Consider the following 20,461-nt stretch of genomic DNA (forward strand, 5'->3'; position numbering starts at 1 on the left):
GTTGGCGGTCAGCCGCGCTTCTCCACCCACGAGTAGGTGACGTAACCACTGGTGTAGGCGACGGACTGGCCGCCCACCGGCGCCCAGTTCCCCGTCGCCGACTGCGGGTGGCCGCCGGAGTTGGTGTAGATGGCTGAGACGCGGTGTTCTCCGGTGCCGGTGGTGCACGTACTCGTGACCATCCAGACGCCATACGTGTTCACGGTGCAGTTGTCGGGGACGGCGTGAGCCGGTGTGGTGGTGCTCAGCACCAGGCCGGCGCTGAGAATCGCGGCGGAGATGGCCGCGGCTCGCTCCCTGAGTCTCACGTGCGCTTCCTCCGGTTTGGTTCGAAGGCCGACTTGTGCGGGTTTTGTTTAGGAAACTTTCCTAAGCAGGAAATACCGCGCCCACAGGTAGGCGTCAAGAGGCATCTCACTGCGCTCGGGCGGCGGCGATCGCCGCAGTGACGGGGCGTTCGAGGTCGCTGTGCTGGTCGACGGCGAGCCGGCGGCCGCAGCTGAGGCTCATGACACGATTCTTACCGGCACCCCCGCCCGCCCGAACTGGCGCATGATCGTGCGGCTGGTGCTCTACCTGCTGACCATCGCCTTGTTGGTCTGGGCTGCCAGCGCCGCCCTGGCCGTGGTCATCACCCCTTGGAAGCACAGGCGTAGTCAGGAAATGAATCTGCCCAGCCCGGTCGGAACCGGACTGGGCTGATTCACGTGCGGCAGGCAGCGCCGAATTCAGAAGCGGTCGAAGCCGCGCCAGTGCCACACTCCCCAGATGGCCTCGGATCTTGACGAATGGGACTATCTGCGTTGTCTTGAACTGCTCGCGAGGGAGCTCGTCGCCCAAGCGAACGAGGAAGGCTGGCTCAGCTACGAGCCCGATCCTGACGGCGCGACATCACTGCAGCGCACCATCAACAAGATCGCCAGATCAGTGCGGCACTACCACTTCGAAGGCGACGGCTGTCTCGAAGACCAGCCCACCATGAGCCTCGGAGGCGCCGCACTGATCACACCCGAATTGACAACCAACGGCTACAACCAACTCTGCCAGCGCCTGGGAGTCGCAGCACGACCAGAAGGATGGGCGCTCTGGCACACCTGGGACAACGAACAACGAGCCCACACCCTTGTCACCACCAGACTCGCCACCACCCATGGCATGCTCGCGAACTGGTCACGCGGCATCAGCACCTACCCAGCAGCCCCCGACCGCGCCCACATCGCAGCAGTAGTCCGCGGCTGGACGGGCCCAGTGATCCTCTCGCCTGACCACGCTCGTGATCTGGGCCTCGGCGGCACCTGACCCACCCACCACCGCCCAACAGGTGGGCCAAATCAAGTTGGTAGAACACCCGGTCAAGATCGAGTGGGTCGCCCGGCAGGTCGCTGACCGCTGGCACATGGGGATGACCTGGGCGAATGCGTCCAGTAGACGCTCTCGGCCCACCATCGCTGCGTGAAGGATCACTATGCGGCCCCCCAGCAGGCTACTGTCCTGGCGGCTTTTCCTTCAGGACCGCGCCTCGGATATTCGGCGTGCGATAGACCGGCGCCCTCTCTGGTCGCCACGGCGCGGTGAAGCATGCCGACAACCGGAAGCGCCGTTGCCGCGGGCGCCGGTCCCGGCGAATCCGCCGGCATCAACATGCGCACCACCTGCTGAACGACCGCGGCGACAACGGCCATGCCGGCCCGCCTTCTCTCGAAGGAGGGCCGCCTCATAGTCTTCAGCGCCTGGGCAATGAGACCTGTGGGATATGTTCACTCGCGCAGCGCACCCGGATCTGTTCACGGGAGCGGGACGCCCTCAGCTGAGCAGGAACTTGCGGGCCTGGTCAGCGACCGGCTCAGGGGCCATCCAGAAGGCGGAGTGATCCTGGTCGGCGAGGGTCAGCACGGTCACGTTCGGCAGGATCGCGGCCAGTGCCTGGGCGCCGGCGCGGATGAAGGCCTCGCCGTTGCCACCGACGGCCACCGCGATCGGCGCCTTGATCGACCAGCGGTCGGTGGGCAGTGGCTTGCCGTCCTGGAGGCCGCGCATGATCTGGCCGTCGTAGGCGTAGGTGTGGGCGTACTTGGCCATGGCCTCCCAGGAGGGGTCCTGCTTCATCGCCGGGATGTACTCGCCCGGGACGCCGATCATCTCGGTCATGAAGTATTCGACGGCTTCGCTGCGCTTGCCCGCCGCGACCAGGGCCTTCTGGCTTTCGACGTAGCCGGCGGGCGCCGGCGGCTTGGAGCCGTCGACGATGAACGGCGGCTCGTACAGGTAGAGTCCGGTGACCTTGTCACCCAGCGCGCTCGCCGCGTCCAAGGTCAGCCCGCACCCACCGGAACCGCTGGTCAGGGCCGCAGAGCCGCCCGCGACCTCGATGAGCGCGGCAATGTCCTCGATCTCGCGCGCAGGGTCGTAAGGCTGCGGGTCGCCGCTGGCGCCGCGGCCGCGTCGGTCGAAGCTGATCACCGTGAAGTCCTTGGACAACGCCTCGGCCACGCCCGCGACGCCGGTGTGGTCTTCGGCGACATTGCTGACCACGATGATCGCGGGGCCGGAACCGGTCTTCTTGTAGGCGATCGTGGTGCCGTCGGCGGAGGTGAGGGTGGAAAGGTCGGACATGATCGTTTCTCCTTCGTTGGTTGAGGGGCCGTCCAGCAGGCCGCCAAGCCGGTCGAGCGCTTCGGCGTAGCCGTCGGCCATCTGAAGTTCTACGGCCCGTTGCAGTGCTGGGCCGTCGGGGAACTGCGCGGCGACGGAGACGAAGCAGCCGGTGCCGGTGGAGGTGAAGGTGACCGAAGTCGGGAAGGTGCCGGTGCCGTCGGGCCGCCACGCCGTGTCGGCGAACACGTCGTCATAGGCGAGTTCGCGACGATCGATGACGGTGGTGTAGGTGGCGATGATGCGCACCGGCGCGGCCGAGCCGTCCGCCGGCGCGATCTCGAAGCGCCAGCGGCCTCCCGGCCGCACGTCCATCTCGTGCACGGTCGCGGCCCATCCCTGCGGTCCCCACCAGCGAGTGATCGCCTCGGCGTCCGTCCAGGCCCACCACACCCGCTCGACCCCGGCCGCGTAGGTGCGGCTGATGCGCAGGGTGTTGGCCGACCTGTCGACCACGATCCCGTCCGCGTTGTCTGGGGACATGCTCAAGCTCCTCACTGATCGGCCGTGTCATCGAGAAAGGCGCCGAGGCGATCCATCCGCCCCGACCACAGAACGGCGAACCCCAGCACCCAGTCACTCAGCTCACGCATCGCGTCCGGGTGGAGCCGGTAGATCCGCTGCTGTGCGTGCTTGGTCGCCTCGACCACTCCCGCCTCGGACAGCAGTCGCAGATGCCGGGACACCTGCGGTTGGCCCAGGTTCAGCGCCTCGACGATGTCACCCACCGCGCGCGGGCCGTCCCTGAGCAACTCGACGATCCGGAACCGATTCGGCTCCGAGATCGCCGCCATTCGCAGTTGCACGCTGTTGACCACACGCCGAATATACATAGCGGTGTATATATGTGCAAGTGTATGTAAGGTGCGCCATCCCGTACACGCCAGACGAACGCAGGAGGGCTGGAGCGACTGGTCGCCGTGTAGACATCTGCAGGGTCCTTGTGCCCGGGGACTCACCAGGCGATGACGTCGTCCAGTGAGTCAGGGCCGCGGAAGGCGCCGGTGGGTCCGTCGGCGGGGATCGTCGCGAGCAGGGCCGGGACGATGGCACCGTCGGCTGTGGTGCGGTCGCCACGGGGGAAGGTCGCGGCGGCATTCTGGTCGGTGGGCACCAGACCCGGGCTGACGGCGTTGACCTTGATGCCTTCGGCGCGGAGCGTATTGGCATAGATCAGCGTCAGGGCGTTGAGCGCTGCTTTGGACGAGCTATAGGCGAGGAACGCGCGAGCCGGGACAGGGCTCGTCGGGTCGCTCATGAGCGTGAGCGAGCCAAGACCGCTGGACATGTTGACAATCCGCGGATTGGAGGAGCGGCGAAGCAGAGGAACACAGGCCGCTGTGACCGTGACGACACCGAAGACGTTGACCTCGTAGGTCTCGCGGAGTTGCGCGGCGGTGACGTCGGCGGTCCGGACACTCCACTCAACCATGATTCCGGCGTTGTTGATGAGCACGTCCAGCCGTCCCGCCTCGGTCTCGATCTTGTTGACGGCTGCCTCGACGGATCCTGGATCGGTCACGTCGAGCTGCACGAACCGGATATCCAGGGCGCCGGTCCTGCCCCATACCCTGCTGGTATGCCGGAGCCGGAAATCCGCGAACTGCGCTACTTCTGTGCCGTTGCCGAGGAGCTGAACATCACCCGTGCGGCTGAGCGGCTCGGTATCGCTCAGCCGCCGTTGTCTCGGGCGATACGTCAACTGGAGCGCAGGCTCGGTGTCGCCCTCTTCGATCGCGCTCGGCACCGGCTGGCGCTGACCCAGGCTGGTCGGACTCTGGTCAAGGAAGCGGCCGTCGTTCTCGAAGCCCTCGATTCCGCGGTACGCCGGACGCGGCGTGCGGGCCTTCCCGGCCGCAGCCTCCTGGTCACCGCCAAACCGGGGGTGGCCACGGAGTTGCTGCACTGGATCTGCGAACGGTCGTGTGCCGAGCCGGACGCGCCGGAGCTGCGGGTCGTGGTGAGCGGATTCGGCGAGCAGGCCGACATGGTTCGCGATGGGCGCGCGGACGTGGCGATCGCCGGGTGCTTCAACGGCCACGGCCTCGACACCGAGCTGCTGAGGACCGAACCACGCGTCGCGGCGCTCGCCTCCGGACACGAGCTCGCCGGGCGCGAGGTCCTCAGTACCGCCGACCTGGTCACCGAGCCGGCACCCCAATGGAGTGACTCGACGGTCGTCGACCGCGATTACTGGCTGGGAAACCCGGATCGGCAGGCTGGCGGCCCCGCCGTGCGAGACACTGCCCAGCTGCTGGAGGTGATCGCCCTGGGCCAAGCCGTCGCGTTGGTGCCCGCCTCGCTGGCCGCCCGGAATGTCCGCCCCGACGTGACCTACCGGCCGGTGCGCGACGCGGCGCCGTACCGGACCCTGGCTCTCTGGCCGGCCGACAGCCGATCACCCTCGATCACATGGTTCGTCAAGACGGCCCTGGAAAGCACCCGCTGACAAAGCCCTGGATTGGTTGCTGCTCATGGGCCGATCGGACTGTAGGGCGCCAGGACGTCCAGGCCTGCTTACCAGGCAGTTGCACTGATGGCGTAGCGGTTGGAGCGACTGGCGGGCATGCGGGTCTTGACGTCGATGGCTGTGACCGCACTCCCACCTGCCGCATGCCCGGTGAGATCTGCTCAACAGACCTTGGGAACGAGGGTGCGGGCAAACGATTCGGCGACTCTTCGGTGCCCGGAGCCTGGTTTCAGGTCGGCAGACAGGCTGGTGACGTCGTAGCCGAGGCCCTTGCATCTGAAGCGGATCAGAGGGCCGAATGGCTTGGTGTGGACGATCTGTATGGGCACGCCGCCGATTTTGCCCTCGTCGATGACGGGACCGGGCGTGCCCCGTTTGGCGGGCTTGGTGTATTGGTGGACGAGGATGCGCCGGTTCTTCCATTCGCCGGAGATCCAGGCCTCCTGGAAGCCGTGCTCGAAGACTCCGGGAGAGCGGACGCCCAGATCGCGTAGCAGCGTCATGAGGGCAACCTCGAACTCGTTGTAGCCATCGCTGGGCGGTGGCGGTGGCGAGGTGCTGGCCGTGCTGGGTACGGCTCGTGTCGGCGGAGTCCGCGTCTCCTGTCCGCGATCATCGTTTGGCGCACAGGCGGCAAGGATCAGCGCGGCCGGCACGAGCCGAAGGGTGAGCAGGAAAGGACTCATCCACCGCTCAGTTTCGCGCGCGCCTGACCGGCGGCCTCGGCGAGATACACGTGGAAGGCCTTATCCGCGCGGATCGCGTCCAGCGTGCCGGCATATTTCGCTTGCTGGGATGCGATGGGTGTTGCGTGCTCCTTGCGGAACTGGTCGGTCAGCGTGGCGACGCCCGCATCGTTGGCCTGCTGCCAGAGCGGGTCGCAGGTGGTGGCGGCTTGGTGGAGTACATCGGTATCGGTGGTCGCGTTCTCCGCCTGGATGTCCAGGTCGGCCGGGCCGGTGGCGTTGATGCCCTTGCTCGCCAGGCACTGCTGGTAGACGCTCACGCCCTGCTTGAACGCATCCGTTTCGCGCGCGGAGGCTCGGAGCCGGTCGATCGGATCGGCCAGTGCTGCCTTGAGGCTCCAGATGCTGCCGACGCTCCTGTCGGCGTCGCCTTTGCAGCCGTGCTGGGCGAAAGCTTCCGGATCGCTTCCCAGCGGGATTGCGCCGTCGTTGGCTTCGAAGTAGGCGATCGCCTCCGCCGACTCTCCGAACAGAGTCTGGTAGTACGTGTCCTTCTTCTCGGCCTTCAGCCCGGTGGCAAGCGCCTCGTTGTACTGCTCGGGGTCCTGTCCGAGCAGCGAGCCGGGCGTTGGCTGCACTCCGAGCGCGTTCGCCACGCCGAGAACGGACTTTTCGATGTAGAGGGTTTCCGGGCGCCACTCCAGCCCGGCTGCGGCCATGCATCTCTGGGTGCTCGTATCGCGCTTCCATGCCTCCCAGAAGGAGATGATCTCATCTCGCTGCGCTGCCGCGTCGGAGACTCCCAGGCCGGGAATGTCGTCGAGAGGTGATCCTGCCTGAGGCACGGTGCTCGCTGCTCCTCGAGACACGATGCTGAAGGAGAGCACCGCGGTGACCGTGAGCAGGACACCTGCGACGATCGAGGCCGGCTTTGCCGATAACTTGATCATTTCAAGGCTCCCTGGCTCAAGGATAATTCAGGTGGCGGTCGACCCCGATGCCGTAGCGCCAGGCGGCGAACACGCTCTCGCTGTGGATCCACTTCTGCGTCGTCTGATTGTCGTGGAACTGCAGCTCGACGTAGGCGTCGCCGCGGGGCGCGTTGGTCCTGAGCTCGGCCAGGTCGGGTCGCCTGGACTGGCGGAAGTTGGAGGGCACGGCGGGGTCCAGGGCCCGGCCAAGGGCGGTCGCGAGTCCGCGATCGTTGGTGTGCTGGTACATCGTCAGCAGATATGACGCCGAGGCGTTGCAGCCGGTGGTGGCGTTGGTGTGGGTGATGATGTGAACGTCGGATCCCCAGTTGCGCGACCGGGTCCGATTATTGAGATGCCCGTTGTCGCGTGTGTTCTTGCTGACGGCCACTTGGTAGCCGCGACCGTGCAGGTTGCGCGTGGAATACGTCGGTCGATAGGCCCTTCCGATGAAGTTTCCGTTAGCCGCTCGCCAGTTGAACTGACGCCCGTTGACGTTTTCCTCGTAGCCTGGATTTCGGCATTCTCCACGGTCGCCGGAGTCATTGTGCCGAGGCGAGGAAAGGAACACCTTGTGGCCGTTGTATCGCTGATCGTTGGGGCCGGAAGGACTGAAGTGGTCGTTCGCACGCACGATGCCAAGGATGGGCGTGTCAGCGTCATCGTGCGCCTGAGCAGCAGTGGCAACCACAGGGATGGTGAGAACGGCCAGGGCGGCCAGCACCCATCCTCGTCTTGGCGCGCCTAAGTGGGATGGCGATAATCTGATCATGTTCCCGCCTGTCCGGAGGGCTGGAGGTGAATGAGATTGAGCGGTTAGCCTTTGAGCAATCCGCGCTTGAGTACACGTCGGACTTTGATTGCGGTCAAGCCGAAGCGATATGGATGTTATCGAGACGTTATGTGTCGGCCCGCTGGACAGCCGGCGAGTACGCGTTTGCCAGGAAGGGTTTGGATAAGACCTTTGAAAATTTGAGGATCTGGCGCCCCGGTCGTACTCCTCTATATTTCTTATACATTTCTTCTACAATCCGCACTTGAGAGGGACACGCCCTCTATGGGCCCCCATGGCTGCCGTCTGCCGAGCGGCCTCCTGGGCGGCATCGCCACCGGCCCGGCCGTCACCCGCCCGGCGAAGGCAATCCGCTCCGCCGCCGCGGCGTGTGCAGGGCGGCGGCTCGGTCTGGTCCCCAGGGTCGGGTGCAGAGCCGCAGGTCGGCGAAGCATCTGACGAGGGGTGGGGAGCGGCCGTTACGGTCAATGCGTGAGGAATATCGCCGTAGAGGATCACTGGCCGGAATACGGAACCGGGCAGAGCGTGGAATGTGTGGCGGTGATCGCCAGCGCGCCGTAGAACGGTGCGGGGCTAGATGAAGATGCGGTCGACGACTTCGGCTTGTTCGGTGGCGCCGGCGCGGCGCCCGCAACCGGTTAATCGAGGTTTCAGCGCCACATCAGAGGCGTTTCAGGCGGTACCGGTTCAGCGATGGAACGCGATGGAACGCAATGGAACGCCTAACCAGTGAAAGGCTCAGGGCCTTCTCCAGTGAGCCCGGCCACGCACAGGAGGCGGTGAATCGATCGCCGCCGTCATCGAAGGAGCGGTATGCGTAGTCAGTTCGGCAGTAGCGGGTTCGCCTCGAACCCACAAGCTTCTTTCCTGCAGGGCGGCATTGTCGCCAGACACCTTCAATCGGCTGACGTCACCCCATTCGTCGAGCACGGCCGGCCATATCTTCTACAAGCGGCCTTTTCGGAAGCCGTCACGTGCACAAACAACATGCACGTTCCGGCCTGCCGGATCGAGACCGACGGTTGCCACACCACCGCGCTTCCGACCGACTTCGGCTGCGCGACCGACCTCCAGGTATGCAGCAATACCTTCGGCTGCTAACCCATGGTCCTCGGCCTATCGGAGCTGACCGGCTATCTGCTGGATCGGCAGCATGTTCACCCGGACGCGGTAGTTGACGGCGGTCTCGGCATGGTCGATGCGTCCAGCCGTCATAGCAACGTCATTGTGCGTGCCGACCCGGCGGTCGGGCTGTTCATCAAGCAGGGTAGGTCCGATCCGGTCCAGCCGGTCACCGGCTGGACCGGGCCGGGAACGACCGCACACGAGGCAGCGGTGTATGCGCTGCTCGACTCGCTTCCCCGGCGACATCCTTCCAGCGGAGCTTCGGTGCCGGTGCCACGCTGCCTGGGGTTCGACGCAGACCACGGCGTGCTCGTCCTGGAACTGTTCCCGGACGCATCCGACCTCCTCACCCACCATGCCCGTACGCGGCGTTTTCCGGTCACCCTCGGAACCCGGCTCGGGGCCGCACTCGCCGATCTGCACGAACATGCCACCGGCCCGGCGCGGGAACGACCGTCGGAGTTTCCCGGCTACCTGCCCTGGGCGCTGCGGCTGGACCGGCCGGGAACGGCGTTCTATCGCCAGATGAGCAACGCGGGCATCGGGCTGGTGCGGATCGTGCAGTCGTCTCCGGAGCTGCGGGCGGCGCTCGCGCAGCTACGCGCCGGCTGGCGGACCGATGCCTTCATCCACCACGACCTCAAGCTGGAGAACTGTGTGGTCCTCGCGGCCGGTACCTCCGGCCGGCATACCCGGCTGGCGCTCGTCGACTGGGAGCTCGGCAACCTCGGCGATGCCTGCTGGGACACCGGTTCGATCTTCTCCTCCTACCTGCACCACTGGCTGATCTCGTTCCCGCTGACCGGCAGCGAGCAACCCGACCACTACCTCGACCAGGCTCGTTTCCCGCTGGGGCGCATGCACAATGCGATGCGGGCGTTCTGGGCGACCTACGTGCGCGCCCGCGGGTGGGACGCCGCGACGGCGGATGCGGCACTGATCCGCAGCGTCCGTTACGCGGGCGCACGGCTGTTGCAGACCGCGTGCGAGCGGACCAAGCCCCTGTCCCGCGTGTCCACGGTGGTGGTCTGCCTCACCCAACTGGCCGAGAACGTGCTGGCCCGGCCCGAAGAAGCGGCCGAGCATCTGCTTGGCCTGTCTCCGCGAGAGGGAAGTGATGAGTGACACCCGCGCGCTCGTGGCCGAGGCCATTGCCGCCACCCGCATCTACCCGCCGGCGTGCTACTCGTGGTTCGGCGTGATGTCTGCGCGGCCGGCTGCCCGCGCCGCCCGTACGCTCAGCTCGCGCGCGACCCGGGACTATCTCGTGGACCAGTTGTCCAGCCGGTTGTACGCCGACTTCTACCGACAAGGCCGAGCCGAGCGTACGCGATGGCATGTCAACAGGCTGTCATCGAGCCGGCACGATTTCGAGGCCGCGCTGTCGGCGGCGAACTGCGGGCAGGGACATCTGGACGGCGGCTGGCAGGTGCGGGGAACCGACGAGTACGGAGTGATGGTCGTCAAGAACGGGCTGGAACTGACCGTCATGGCGGACGAGCTGAGCCTGACGGCACCGGCCGCCGGCGAGTGGGCTGCGCTACGGCTGCCCAAGGAGCTTTTCTGGGTCTCTCCCGGTTTCTACCTGGCCTGCGGCGACCGCCCGATGGACAGCCGACGGCCCGTACGCCTGTACTGGAATTTGCGCCCGGACGGGGCCGCCCCGTTCGTCGCGGCCGCGACTCGGCTGCTCAACTCCGCGGCGGCGGCGTTCAACCTCAAGGTGCCGAACGACCCGAGCACCTTCATCCGGTGCGACGCGGGAGTCATCTATCTGCCCCGCGACGACTATCCCGCGCTGGCCGATCTGATGCTCGCCCTGCACGCCGAGATCGCCGGCTTCCTCTCCCCGCGTACGCCGGTGTTCACCGCCCAGCTGGCCCCTGGTCTGGGTTTCGCCGAAGACCCGGGAACAGGGAGAAGCTTTGGGGAGCACCGCTGCCGGCTGCTCGCCGAGGCACTGGTGCGGTCGCACGAATCGGGATGGGCCGACGACGCGACCGTACTGGCCGCCGTGGAAGAACGCTTTGCCGAAGCCCGCATCGATCTGGACGCCGCGCACCTGAGTCCCGACCTGGTTGGCGTCTCATGACCGCGCCCGGCTACAGCCCCGCCGCCGGCACCGCGGACCGGCAGCTGTCGGCTGCGGTGGGAATCGGCGCCCGGCTGGTGGCCGAAGCCATCTGGTCGGGGGACCGCTGCAACTGGGTCGGCGCCGAACCGCTGGATCTGCGGAACCGGAACGGCGCGAGGCTCGCGTTGACCTACCGAGCGCTCGGCCCGAACCTGTACGCCGGCAGCAGCGGCGTCGCACTGTTCCTCGCCCAGCTGTGCACAACCACTGGCCAGGACGAGTTCCGGCCGACGGCGCTGGCGGCGATGCGGCATGCGTTCTCCCGGCGCGAGGAGCTCGATCCCCACATGCGCGTGGCCTTCTACACCGGCTGGTCCGGAATGGGGGTGGCCGCGCTTCGCACCGGGCTGCTGCTGGACGCCGCGGAGTTCGTCGACGCCGGGACCGGCCTGCTGCGTGAGGTCTGCCGGCTCGTCGAGGCGGTCGACGGGCAGGACGTCGAGTCGCCGGGCCGGCCGGAGTTCGATCTCATGTCGGGTATGGCCGGCACCGTCTTGGCGCTTGTCCTGGGACATCGCTACACCGGCGAGGACGCGCTGGCAGAGGCGGCGGCAACGGCCGCCGGCTGGCTGCTACGAACCGCCCGCAAGACCCGCACCGGCTGGTCCTGGCATTCATTCCGGATATCCGCTCAGCGTGATCTCACCGGACTCTCGCACGGCACGGCGGGAGTGGCCATCGCGCTGATCGAGGCATACCGGCTGACCGGTGAGGAACTGTTCGCGACGGCCGCCCGTAACGCGATGCGCTATGAGAACCGCTGGCTGAGCGTCGAAGAAGGCGACTGGCCGGACTTCCGGAGCCACACCGACGCCGGCCGGGCCCGCGTGTACACCCCGCTGTGGTGTACCGGAGCCCCGGGCATCGCGCTGTCCCGCCTGCACGCCTACGAGCAGCTCGGCGAGCCGCGGTGGCGGCAGGACGCGACCACGGCGCTCGCCACCACCGAGCGGGTGACGCGCCGGCTGTTGGAAGGCGGCGGCGCCGACTACTCGCTCTGTCACGGGCTCCCCGGCAACGCGGAGTCCTTCCAGCAGGCGGGCGTGATCCTCGGCGCCGAGGCCGGTGGCCGCGATATCCCATCGCTCGTCGCCGACCACGGGCTGGAGCGGAACGCGAGTACCGGCACCTGGCCGTGCGGAACCCACAGTGAGGAGAGCCCGAACCTGATGCTCGGCCTGGCCGGGATCGGCTACTTCTACCTCCGGCTGGCGGCGCCGCAGATCCCGTCCCTGCTGCTGCCCGTGCGGTGGGGTCGGTGACCGAGCACAGGGTGCCGCTGCACCGGCTGGGCGGGCTGTTCGCGCCGCACTGGCCGGCGCTGGTCCTGATGCTGACGGTCACCGTTGCCACGTCCGTGGTGGGGACGGTGTCACCGTTCCTGGTGCGGGCGGTCATCGACACCGCGTTGCCACGGCGCGACCTTGCTCTGCTCTACCAGCTCGGTGCCGGTCTCGTCGCGGTGGCGGCGCTGGTCGCCGTGCTGAGCATGGTGCAGGGCTGGATCAGTTCCCGGGTCGGCTTGCGGATCATGCACCGGCTGCGGACTGAGGTGTTCGCCCACCTGCAGCGGCAGTCGCTCGCGTTCTTCACCCGGACCCGGGCCGGGGAGGTGCACTCGCGGATCGCCAACGATGTCGGAGGCCTGCAGAACGTGATCATCTCGGCCGTCTCCTCGGCCGCGTCGCAGCTCACGACGGCCGTCGCCGTTGCCGTGGCGATGGCCGCGTTGTCCTGGCGGCTCATGCTCATCTCACTCGTGGTGACGACACCGGCGGTGCTGGTCACCCGGCACGTCGCCGCGCTGCGCCGGAGAATACTCAGCCGGCGGCAGCTCGAGTACGAAGATCTCACCGTCACGGTTGAGGAGAGCCTTTCGGTCAACGGCATCCAACTGATCAAGACGCTCGGCACCGGGCCCGGCCAGGTCGCCCGGTTCACCGAGATCTCCACCCGCCTGGTCGACCTCGAGCTCCGCGCCCAGCTCACCGGCCGGTGGCGGATGGTGGCGCTGAACGTCCTGTTCTCCGCGATCCCGGCCATGATCTACGTCGGCGCCGGCTATGCCGAAACGACCACCATCGGCACGGTGGTCGCGTTCACCGGCCTGCAGTCGGCGCTGCTCCAGCCGATGATGGGCCTGCTGAACACCGGCGCCATGGTGAGCGGCTCGCTGGCCCTTTTCGGCCGCGTCTTCGAGTACTTGGACCTACCGGTCGAGATCGACGACCCAGCCGACCCCGTACGGATCGACCCGGCCACCGTCACCGGCCATCTACGCTTCGAGGACGTCACCGTCGCTTACCCCGGTGGCGGCCCGGCCGCGGTCGCCGGCGTGACCATTGACGTACCCACTGGGACGACGCTGGCCGTGGTCGGCGAGACCGGTGCCGGCAAGAGCACGCTGGCATCACTCGTACCGCGGCTGCGCGACCCCACCGGCGGCCGGGTCACCCTCGACGGCATCGACCTGCGCGACCTCACGCTCGCCGACCTCGCCGCGACCGTCGGCATGGTCAGCCAGGAGACCTACCTGCTGCACGGCACCGTACGCGACAACCTCCGGTCCGCACGGCCGTCGGCGACCGACGCCGAGATCGAGGCGGCCGCCACCGCCGCCCAGATCCACGATCTGATCACCGGCTTGCCGGACGGCTACGACACCGTGGTCGGGTCCCGCGGGCACCGCTTCTCCGGCGGCGAGCGGCAGCGGATCGCGATCGCCCGCACGCTGCTGCGCGACCCGCGCGTGCTCGTCCTGGACGAGGCCACCAGCGCGCTGGACACCGCGACCGAGCGCGCGGTACAGGAGGCGTTCGACCTGCTCACCCAAGGCCGGACCACGATCACCATCGCACACCGGCTGTCCACGGTCCGGAACGCCGACCAGATCGTCGTACTGGACCACGGCCGGGTCGTGGAGACCGGCACGCACGCCAGCCTCCTCGGCCACAACGGCCGATACACCGCCTTCGTCACCTAACCGGCGCGCCGCCCGCTCAGGTCACCAGGGCGGTCACGCCAGCCGTCGCAGGCCCCCGGCGCCACTCTCGCTCCGCAGGAGCACCCCGGCTACGGCACCGGGCGGTACCGGTTCCGCGACGGAACGAAATGGAGCGCCCTAACTAGTCGGTTAGCTCCACCGACGCCAAAGGCTCCGAGCAGAACCAGCGGACCAGTCGCATCGCCCGGCCGCCTTCGCCAAGTGAACCGGTCTTGAGATGCGCGCCCCGGCGGTTTCGCAGGACGTCCAAAAAAACATGACACAAGGCGTCGGGTTTTAGAGCGATCATCGGTTCACCGGTCAGCTCACAGATAGACAAGGACCTCGATGCGCGAAACCCCCGAGGAGCTCAAGGAGCTTCAGGCTCTCCTCGAAGCCTCCCTTTCCCGCTCCACCTCGCACCTCCGCTCGATCGTCACCGAGAACACCCTGACCGCGGAGCAGCTCACCCGGATCCTGACCGGAATGTGCACCCTCGCCCTGTCCACCGTGACGGCGAAGGGCGAGCCGCGGATCAGCGGTGTGGATGGGCACTTCCTGCACGGCAAGTGGCACTTCGGCACGGCGCGCGGCGCCGCCAAGGCCCGCCACCTGGCCGCCCGCCCCGCCGTCAGCGTCGCGCACATGCACGGTGAGGACCTGGGCGTGTTCACCCACGGCACGGTGGAGATCCTCAGCCCTGAGGACAGCGAGCCGGCCGAGGACTGGCCGGACCTGCTCGCCTATTTCAAGGATTTCTACGGCGACTTCTCCGACTGGGACAACGACGTCGTCTACTACCGGCTGCATCCGCACTGGATGACCGCCTACGCTCCCGGCGTCGACAAGCTCACTTCGGTGCCGCGGTCCTGATCTGCGGCACGGGCCGCATCAAAACCGGCCGCGTGGTGGTGTGATCGGTTTGTTCGGCATGGGTGTCTGCCTGCCCATGTTCTGTTGTCTTGCGAGAGGATGGACGAAGGTTGACTGCGTTCGTACGGGACGTCGCGGGTATCGAGGGCGAGACCATCGAGGTGGTGGGGGCCCGTACCAACAATCTGCGGGACGTGTCGGTGAGCATCCCCAAAGGGCGGCTTGTCGCCTTCACCGGAGTGAGCGGCAGCGGCAAGACCTCGCTGGCCATCGATACCCTGCACAATGAGGCGCAGTTGCGGTATCTGGAAGGGCTTTCGCCGTTCGTGCGGCAGTACATCACCCAGCGCAACCGCCCGAAGGTCGACCGCATCCTGGGACTCGGCGCGACGCTCGCGGTCGACCAGCGCCGCCTGAACCGCAACCCCCGCTCCACGGTCGCGACAATGACCGGTATCGACGGGCACCTGGGGCTGCTGTACTCGCGCCTTCCGGGAATCGGCGCGGACACGGCGGCGGAGAGCGGGGACGGGCATCTGACGACCGCTCATTTCGACCGCGACACGCCGGAAGGGAGTTGTGCGGACTGCCACGGCGTGGGCGGGCGATGGCAGGCGCAGGAGGACCTGGTCATCACCCACCCGGAGCTTCCGCTCTTCGAGGGGGCCTCGCCCTGGTACGCGAAATGGCGGTCGGGGGAGCATGTGTTCGTGCCGGCGCTCGCCGAGAAACGCGGCGTGGACCTCGGCCGGCCATGGCAGTCACTGCCGGAGGAGTTCCGCCACTGTGTGCTGTACGGCACAGGTGAGGAGAAGATCGAGACGACCGTCAACATGACGAACAAAAACGAGACGGCCCAGGTGACCTACACCTCCAGCCAGCCGCTACGGGGCGCGCTCGCCGAGGTGGAGCGGGTGTTCGTGAACGCCCAGACCTCCAGCGCCAAGCAGCGCTACCTGCCGTACATGCGCAAGCGGCCGTGCGGCACCTGCGGCGGCAGCGGGTACGACAAGGTGGCCCGGTCGGTGCGGCTCGGCGGGCTGACCTTCCCCGACCTGCTCGAGGTGGACGTACGAAAGGTACGCAGCTGGGCCAAGCGGGTGGCCGGCGACCTGGGCGCCCGGCAGCGCGAGGTCGGCGAGCCGCTGCTGCAGGACCTGGGCCGAAGGCTCGCGATCCTTGACCGGCTCGGCCTCGCGCATCTCCAGCTGTCCCGGAGCGCGACGACGCTGTCCGGAGGTGAAATACAGCGAACCCGGCTCGCCGCGCAGCTCAGCACCGAGCTGAGCGGCATCGTCTTCGTCCTGGACGAGCCCGGCACCGGGCTGCATCCGGCGGACAAGGCGCACCTGCTCGACATCGCCCTGGAGCTGCGTAAGGCCGGTAACACGGTGCTCCTGGTCGAACACGACCCTGAGCTGATCGCCCGGGCCGACTGGGTGATCGACATGGGGCCCGGCGCGGGCCGCCTCGGCGGTGAGGTCCTGGTGTCGGGGCCTCCCGCCAACGCGGCCGCCCACCCGACGTCATTGACCGGCCGCTACCTGGCCGGCAAGGGGCCACGGCTACGCCGGATTCGCCGTTCGGCCGGGGAGGACACCGGCTGGGTGGAACTGCACGACTTGCGTGCGCACAATGTGACCGCGAACCTGGTGCGATTTCCCGCTGGCCGGCTTACGTGCCTGACCGGGGTGAGCGGCAGCGGCAAGAGCAGTCTGCTCGGCGCGCTCGCGGCGAGCGTGGAGGCCGCCCTGAACGGGCGGATGACCGACACGGTGCGCCAGGTGACCGGCCTGGAGGGGTTCGATTGGGTCGCCGTCGTCGATCAGCAACCGCTCGGGCGCACGCCGCGGTCCAACCCGGCCACCTACAGCAAGGCGTTCGACATTGTCCGCAAGCTGTTCGCCGAAACTGACGTGGCGCGCGGGCGCGGGGTCAATGCCTCCTGGTTCAGCTTCAACACCGCGGGTGGTGGCCGATGCGAAACCTGCACCGGTTATGGCCGCAAGCTCGTCAACATGCACTTCCTACCGGATGTGTGGGTGGTCTGCGACGCGTGCGAGGGTCGGCGCTACAAGCCTGAGGCATTGGAGATCAGGCATCAGGGGCTGGCTATCGATCAGGTGCTGGAGCTGACCGTCGCCGAGGCTGTGGAGCGGTTCGCCGAGCCCCGGCAACTCGCGGAAATCCTGGCAACCTTGAACCAGGTCGGGCTTGGCTATCTCCAACTCGGCCAGAGCGCCACAGAGTTGTCCGGCGGCGAGGCGCAGCGGCTGAAGCTGGCGTCCGCGATCCAACGCGGTGCCGCGGGCCGCAAGGCCGGCCTTGTCGTTCTCGACGAACCCGTTTCGGGTCTGCACCCGTCCGACATCCAGCGTGTGGTGGATGCGCTCGATGTGTTGCTCGACTCGGGCAACACCGTCGTCGTGGCCGAACATGACATCCCCGTCGCCGCGTCCGCGGACTGGGTGATCGACCTGGGGCCGGGGGCCGGTCCGGACGGGGGCGTGGTGATCGCGGAGGGAACCCCGGACGCCGTCGCCACCACGGACACTCCGACCGCCGGTTTCTTCCGGCGGTACGCGGCGGGCCTGCCGCTCCTGGAAGTGCGAGAAGACGCGCGCTGCTGAGTGGGCGGCGCGCGTCGTGCTGCCGGGAGCCGGGCATGCGTGGGATGAACCCGCCGGTCCTACCGGGTTTGCGGGGATGGTTTGGTCTCGCTGTCGGTGTGCGCGCCGCCGCGCGGGCGGGCGGCCGCGTTGGCGGTCGCCTCACCGTGGTCGACGCCGAACTCCTAAAGGCGGCTCGCGATCTCGCAGGTCGGTCACCTCGATCGCCAACTGCTCGGCGTCAGCGTGGGCACCCTCTACAACCACATCCCCGACCTCCAAGAACTCCGCACAGCCCGGCAGCCTTCAGACACCTGACGCTCCCGGCAGCCCCGCTCCCCATCACGCAGGCGGCGATCATCGGCCAGGTTGGCCACGGCGATATCCCAGTTGTAGTCATCACCGAAGGCCTCGAAAATGGTGGCGGCCTGCTCGTGCGCGGCGATCGCCTCCTCAAGACGCCGCATCTCCTGCAGTGCAAGGCCGAGGTTGTTCAAGGCCTTGCCTTCGCGGCGCCGGTCACCGACCTCCCGCATGCATGCCAGGGCGATGGAGTCGACAGCCAGCTGATCCTCCAAGTGCCGCCGCCAGGACAGGTAGCCGCCGAGGTTTGGCGGCTTAGGCCGCCACGCGCTGGCGGATTTCGTGGACGGGTGCCTGGCGCTCGTGGGCCGGAATCAGGCGGGCGCCCAGCGCCCTGGCGCCGATCACCATGGCGGCGGCGGCCAGGACGATGTCCTTGAAGATGTACTGCGCCTCCAGCGTCGGCGCGCCGGGGAACAGGTCGGTGAAGAACAGGACGTACGGTGCGAAGAACCCGGCCATGGCACCGGTCATCACGACCAGCCCGGTCTTCAGCAGCTTGCCGGTGACCAGCGTGAGTCCGATGAAGACCTCCATGCTGGCGATCACGAACTGTGCCGCGTAGCCCGACACCGTTCCCAGGGACAGCTTCTCCAGTGTGGCCACTGACAAGGCCTCCGCCGGGCTGACTCCTGGGAAGTACTTGAGCGTCCCGAAGGCCACGAAGACCAGGCCGAGGCTGACGCGCAGCACGTCGATGCTGTGGCGGGACAGCCAGCCGGTCAGTTTGACGATCATGTTCTCGATGGTTCCGGTCATTTCGTACTCCCGGGTGGATGCCGTTTTCGTCTGGGTTCAGACTCGCGAAAACGTCGCCGGAGAACGTCAGGCCGGCGGACGCACTTGGGCTACGCCGTCGCGCGTACGATGGGCCGGCCCGTACCAGCCTTCCGGCGTAAGGGGTTCTCCCCAGGGGAGGCCGTCGGCCACGTCGGAGCGCACGAGACCCGTACTCCGCGGGGAGTAGTTCGCCCGAATCCGGCTGCGCTCATCTCATGGCGAAGACGGCGGACACGTGGTCGAAGTCTTTCTGCCGGACGGGTACGGCCGGAGCGCTGACCTGTCGTAGAGGACTACACCTTGGTGGCCGCCGAGTCCTCGACGGCGCCGAACTCGGCGCGCCGGCCGCGCGGCCGGCCTGGCCGGAAGAGCAGGCCAGCGTGCTTTTCGCCGGCGAGGTCGTCGTCGCCAACCGCCGCGGGCCGCGGCTGGTACGCCAGCGCGTCTACGCCGGATGGGGCGGGGTCTCGTCCCTGCTGCGCTGGGTCGGCAACGTCATCGAGTGACGCACGGCTGAACTGACCTTCACGGGGGGTGGAGAAACATCAGCCAGCCCACCGGCCGTCGTGGCCGAGGGGCTGCGGCCAGGTGTCGATGCTGGAGTTGGCGAATCAAGCTCCGCTGTCGGGGGTGTTCACGAGTGCATGTGAGCTGGTGTGGAACATGCCTCACGAAGATCGCTTCCCCACGCGACGTTGATCGTTTCCCGGGCTGGTGTCATGTTGCCGGCTGAGTTCAGTGCCCTGCCTGCGGGGCGTCGAGCTGTCGCAGAACGTCCTCGACTGCCTGGATGATGATCTCGGGTTGATCGTGGGGCTCTGGTGGGTGGCGCGTTCGGCGATGATGAGGCGTCCTTGGGGAGATTGGGCGGCCAGCCTGTGATGGTTGGCGTTCAGGTGCGCAAGCTGGGTCTGGGGCATTCGGGGGCGTTTGCCGGCGGTGATCACTCGGATAGGTACGGGCGGCAGAGTGCGCTGGTCCAGTGCATCGGCGACCTCGCGCATGTGGTGTGGCATGGCCGCCAGGGTGCCGGCGAGTTCACGGATGGACCGGGAGGTCTTGGAGGGCATGAGCGCGCGCAGGCGAAGCAGTTTCGCGGCGAGGGCGAACGACGTCGTGCGCACCAGCGCTGAACCGGGTGGCGTCTGGCTGACAGTGGGGTCTACGAACACCAGCCCTGCTATGTCGTCGGGGTAGCGCAGCGCGTAGAGCTGGATGACCAGCCCCCCGTAGGACCATCCGGCGAACACGGCCGGCAGCGGAAGATCAAGGCTGCGCAGGAGCCGATGCAGATCGTCGGTCATATCGGCGACGGTGCGTGCTTGCGGGCCGTCGGACCGGCCGGCGCCGGCTCGGTCATAGGTGACCAGGGTGGTCAGTTCGGCCTGCTTGGCTTCCAGTTCCATTCCCCAAGCGCCGCCAACGCCCTGCCCCGCGCCGCCGCAGTCGAGAACCAGGGTGGTGCCGCGGCCTCGGACCTGCGCGCATAGCTTGCGCTCGTCGATGTCGACCAACACAGTCCTTGAGGTGCGGCTGCCAATGTCACTGCGATCAACATTCATGCCGTCAACTTATATTGACGTCATCTTGGCGTCAATCTTTATTGACGCCAGAGGGTTGACGCACCCGAAGGCGTGCACAGGTACGAGGGGCCGTCGCCGGGGTATGGCCGCTTCGACGTGAACGCCGAGCGCCGCCTCCCGGATCTTCGCCTCACTGGCTCCGCCGACTTGCATGGCGTCGATGAGCGCCGCGGCGTACTCGTCAAGATCGATGCCGAGCGCGAGAAGGCGTTGTCCGGCGGTGTCTCTACGCTGGCCTGGCGACGTGGCGACATGTCGAGTTGACGGCTCGCTGGCAGGCGCGTTGGCCGGACTGCCCGCCGATCGGTCATGAGCTGAAGCGGTATTACACCTCGCGCTGGGTCCGGTTCCACAGCCTTCCGGGGTCGAAGCGGTATGCGGATACTCCCGCCGAGTACGACATCCTCCTTGATCGGCACAACACCGTGCTGACGGAGTT

The 20,461-nt window shown here is 67.4% G+C and carries 22 protein-coding genes; 12 read left to right on the top strand and 10 right to left on the bottom strand.

All coding sequences use genetic code 11. From position 1 onward, the window contains the following. Nucleotides 1-8: 8 nt before the first annotated feature. Nucleotides 9-308 carry a hypothetical protein gene (locus ACFWYW_RS39415; protein WP_379616200.1) on the bottom strand — a complete coding sequence of 100 codons (300 nt, stop codon included), beginning with the start codon at nt 306-308 and terminating at the stop codon, nt 9-11. Between the two features lie 244 nt (nt 309-552). Here ACFWYW_RS39415 and ACFWYW_RS39420 point away from each other — a divergent pair, with 244 nt between their 5' ends. Further along, a complete protein-coding gene (locus ACFWYW_RS39420) occupies nt 553-702 on the top strand; it encodes a hypothetical protein (RefSeq protein WP_379616199.1) in 150 nt (49 codons plus the stop codon). A 66-nt stretch (nt 703-768) separates the two neighbouring features. Then, nucleotides 769-1,299 carry a hypothetical protein gene (locus ACFWYW_RS39425; RefSeq protein ID WP_379616197.1) on the top strand — a complete coding sequence of 177 codons (531 nt, stop codon included), beginning with the start codon at nt 769-771 and terminating at the stop codon, nt 1,297-1,299. 504 nt (nt 1,300-1,803) lie between these two features. On the opposite strand, the gene ACFWYW_RS39430 is transcribed toward ACFWYW_RS39425, so the two are convergent. The 3 genes from ACFWYW_RS39430 to ACFWYW_RS39440 form a co-directional block, all read right to left on the bottom strand. After that, nucleotides 1,804-3,135 carry an alpha/beta fold hydrolase gene (locus ACFWYW_RS39430; protein WP_379616194.1) on the bottom strand — a complete coding sequence of 444 codons (1,332 nt, stop codon included), beginning with the start codon at nt 3,133-3,135 and terminating at the stop codon, nt 1,804-1,806. An 11-nt stretch (nt 3,136-3,146) separates the two neighbouring features. Continuing rightward, the gene (locus ACFWYW_RS39435) at nt 3,147-3,470 is read right to left on the bottom strand and encodes an ArsR/SmtB family transcription factor (RefSeq protein ID WP_379616190.1); all 324 of its coding nucleotides are present in this window, start codon (nt 3,468-3,470) and stop codon (nt 3,147-3,149) included. A gap of 137 nt (nt 3,471-3,607) precedes the next feature. Continuing rightward, nucleotides 3,608-4,327: an SDR family NAD(P)-dependent oxidoreductase gene (locus ACFWYW_RS39440; RefSeq protein ID WP_379616450.1), complete on the bottom strand. Its 720-nt coding sequence runs from the start codon at nt 4,325-4,327 to the stop codon at nt 3,608-3,610. Between ACFWYW_RS39440 and ACFWYW_RS39445 the strand changes: the two genes are divergently transcribed. Further along, nucleotides 4,232-5,101 carry a LysR family transcriptional regulator gene (locus tag ACFWYW_RS39445; protein WP_379616188.1) on the top strand — a complete coding sequence of 290 codons (870 nt, stop codon included), beginning with the start codon at nt 4,232-4,234 and terminating at the stop codon, nt 5,099-5,101. The two genes, ACFWYW_RS39440 and ACFWYW_RS39445, sit on opposite strands and share 96 nt — an antisense overlap. A 182-nt stretch (nt 5,102-5,283) precedes the next feature. On the opposite strand, the gene ACFWYW_RS39450 is transcribed toward ACFWYW_RS39445, so the two are convergent. Genes ACFWYW_RS39450 through ACFWYW_RS39460 form a run of 3 tightly spaced genes read right to left on the bottom strand, consistent with a single transcriptional unit; the run spans nt 5,284 to nt 7,503 of the window. Continuing rightward, on the bottom strand, nt 5,284-5,808 hold the full coding sequence (locus ACFWYW_RS39450) for a hypothetical protein (protein WP_379616186.1): 525 nt from the start codon (nt 5,806-5,808) through the stop codon (nt 5,284-5,286). Beyond that, nucleotides 5,805-6,758 (bottom strand): hypothetical protein, encoded by a 954-nt coding sequence (locus ACFWYW_RS39455; protein WP_379616184.1) that lies wholly within the window; start codon nt 6,756-6,758, stop codon nt 5,805-5,807. The genes ACFWYW_RS39450 and ACFWYW_RS39455 overlap by 4 nt, the downstream gene beginning before the upstream one ends. 16 nt (nt 6,759-6,774) lie before the next feature. Next, nucleotides 6,775-7,503, bottom strand: a complete 729-nt coding sequence (locus tag ACFWYW_RS39460) for a hypothetical protein (RefSeq protein ID WP_379616182.1) — start codon at nt 7,501-7,503, stop codon at nt 6,775-6,777. An 882-nt stretch (nt 7,504-8,385) separates the two neighbouring features. On the opposite strand from ACFWYW_RS39460, the gene ACFWYW_RS39465 reads away from it, so the two are divergent. From ACFWYW_RS39465 to ACFWYW_RS39495, 7 genes are all read left to right on the top strand, one after another. Next, nucleotides 8,386-8,673 (top strand): hypothetical protein, encoded by a 288-nt coding sequence (locus ACFWYW_RS39465; RefSeq protein ID WP_379616179.1) that lies wholly within the window; start codon nt 8,386-8,388, stop codon nt 8,671-8,673. Nucleotides 8,674-8,676: 3 nt separating this feature from the next. Further along, nucleotides 8,677-9,822 carry a phosphotransferase family protein gene (locus tag ACFWYW_RS39470; protein WP_379616177.1) on the top strand — a complete coding sequence of 382 codons (1,146 nt, stop codon included), beginning with the start codon at nt 8,677-8,679 and terminating at the stop codon, nt 9,820-9,822. Next, nucleotides 9,815-10,789 carry a T3SS effector HopA1 family protein gene (locus ACFWYW_RS39475; RefSeq protein WP_379616175.1) on the top strand — a complete coding sequence of 325 codons (975 nt, stop codon included), beginning with the start codon at nt 9,815-9,817 and terminating at the stop codon, nt 10,787-10,789. Before ACFWYW_RS39470 ends, ACFWYW_RS39475 begins: the two co-directional genes overlap by 8 nt. Continuing rightward, nucleotides 10,786-12,093, top strand: a complete 1,308-nt coding sequence (locus ACFWYW_RS39480) for a lanthionine synthetase LanC family protein (protein WP_379616173.1) — start codon at nt 10,786-10,788, stop codon at nt 12,091-12,093. The genes ACFWYW_RS39475 and ACFWYW_RS39480 overlap by 4 nt, the downstream gene beginning before the upstream one ends. Further along, entirely contained in the window at nt 12,090-13,814 is a 1,725-nt protein-coding gene (locus ACFWYW_RS39485; RefSeq protein ID WP_379616171.1) for an ABC transporter ATP-binding protein, read from the top strand. Before ACFWYW_RS39480 ends, ACFWYW_RS39485 begins: the two co-directional genes overlap by 4 nt. Before the next feature lie 348 nt (nt 13,815-14,162). Then, on the top strand, nt 14,163-14,687 hold the full coding sequence (locus ACFWYW_RS39490) for a pyridoxamine 5'-phosphate oxidase family protein (RefSeq protein ID WP_379616169.1): 525 nt from the start codon (nt 14,163-14,165) through the stop codon (nt 14,685-14,687). Nucleotides 14,688-14,797: 110 nt separating this feature from the next. Next, on the top strand, nt 14,798-17,317 hold the full coding sequence (locus ACFWYW_RS39495; RefSeq protein WP_379616167.1) for an excinuclease ABC subunit UvrA: 2,520 nt from the start codon (nt 14,798-14,800) through the stop codon (nt 17,315-17,317). 236 nt (nt 17,318-17,553) lie between these two features. Here the strand turns inward: ACFWYW_RS39495 and ACFWYW_RS39500 are convergent, their stop codons facing one another. Together ACFWYW_RS39500 and ACFWYW_RS39505 are read right to left on the bottom strand one after the other, a co-directional pair. Continuing rightward, entirely contained in the window at nt 17,554-17,874 is a 321-nt protein-coding gene (locus ACFWYW_RS39500; protein ID WP_379616165.1) for a tetratricopeptide repeat protein, read from the bottom strand. A gap of 40 nt (nt 17,875-17,914) precedes the next feature. Next, the gene (locus ACFWYW_RS39505) at nt 17,915-18,418 is read right to left on the bottom strand and encodes a DoxX family protein (RefSeq protein ID WP_379616163.1); all 504 of its coding nucleotides are present in this window, start codon (nt 18,416-18,418) and stop codon (nt 17,915-17,917) included. A gap of 236 nt (nt 18,419-18,654) precedes the next feature. Between ACFWYW_RS39505 and ACFWYW_RS39510 the strand changes: the two genes are divergently transcribed. Then, complete coding sequence (locus ACFWYW_RS39510; RefSeq protein WP_379616161.1) at nt 18,655-18,945, top strand: hypothetical protein; 291 nt, start codon at nt 18,655-18,657, stop codon at nt 18,943-18,945. 162 nt (nt 18,946-19,107) lie between these two features. On the opposite strand, the gene ACFWYW_RS39515 is transcribed toward ACFWYW_RS39510, so the two are convergent. Continuing rightward, nucleotides 19,108-19,953 carry an alpha/beta fold hydrolase gene (locus ACFWYW_RS39515; RefSeq protein ID WP_379616159.1) on the bottom strand — a complete coding sequence of 282 codons (846 nt, stop codon included), beginning with the start codon at nt 19,951-19,953 and terminating at the stop codon, nt 19,108-19,110. Nucleotides 19,954-20,118: 165 nt separating this feature from the next. Here ACFWYW_RS39515 and ACFWYW_RS39520 point away from each other — a divergent pair, with 165 nt between their 5' ends. Continuing rightward, nucleotides 20,119-20,286 carry a hypothetical protein gene (locus ACFWYW_RS39520; RefSeq protein ID WP_379616157.1) on the top strand — a complete coding sequence of 56 codons (168 nt, stop codon included), beginning with the start codon at nt 20,119-20,121 and terminating at the stop codon, nt 20,284-20,286. Nucleotides 20,287-20,461 lie beyond the last annotated feature (175 nt).

It is taken from the genome of Nonomuraea sp. NPDC059023 (assembly GCF_042740095.1).
GTDB lineage: Bacteria > Actinomycetota > Actinomycetes > Streptosporangiales > Streptosporangiaceae > Nonomuraea.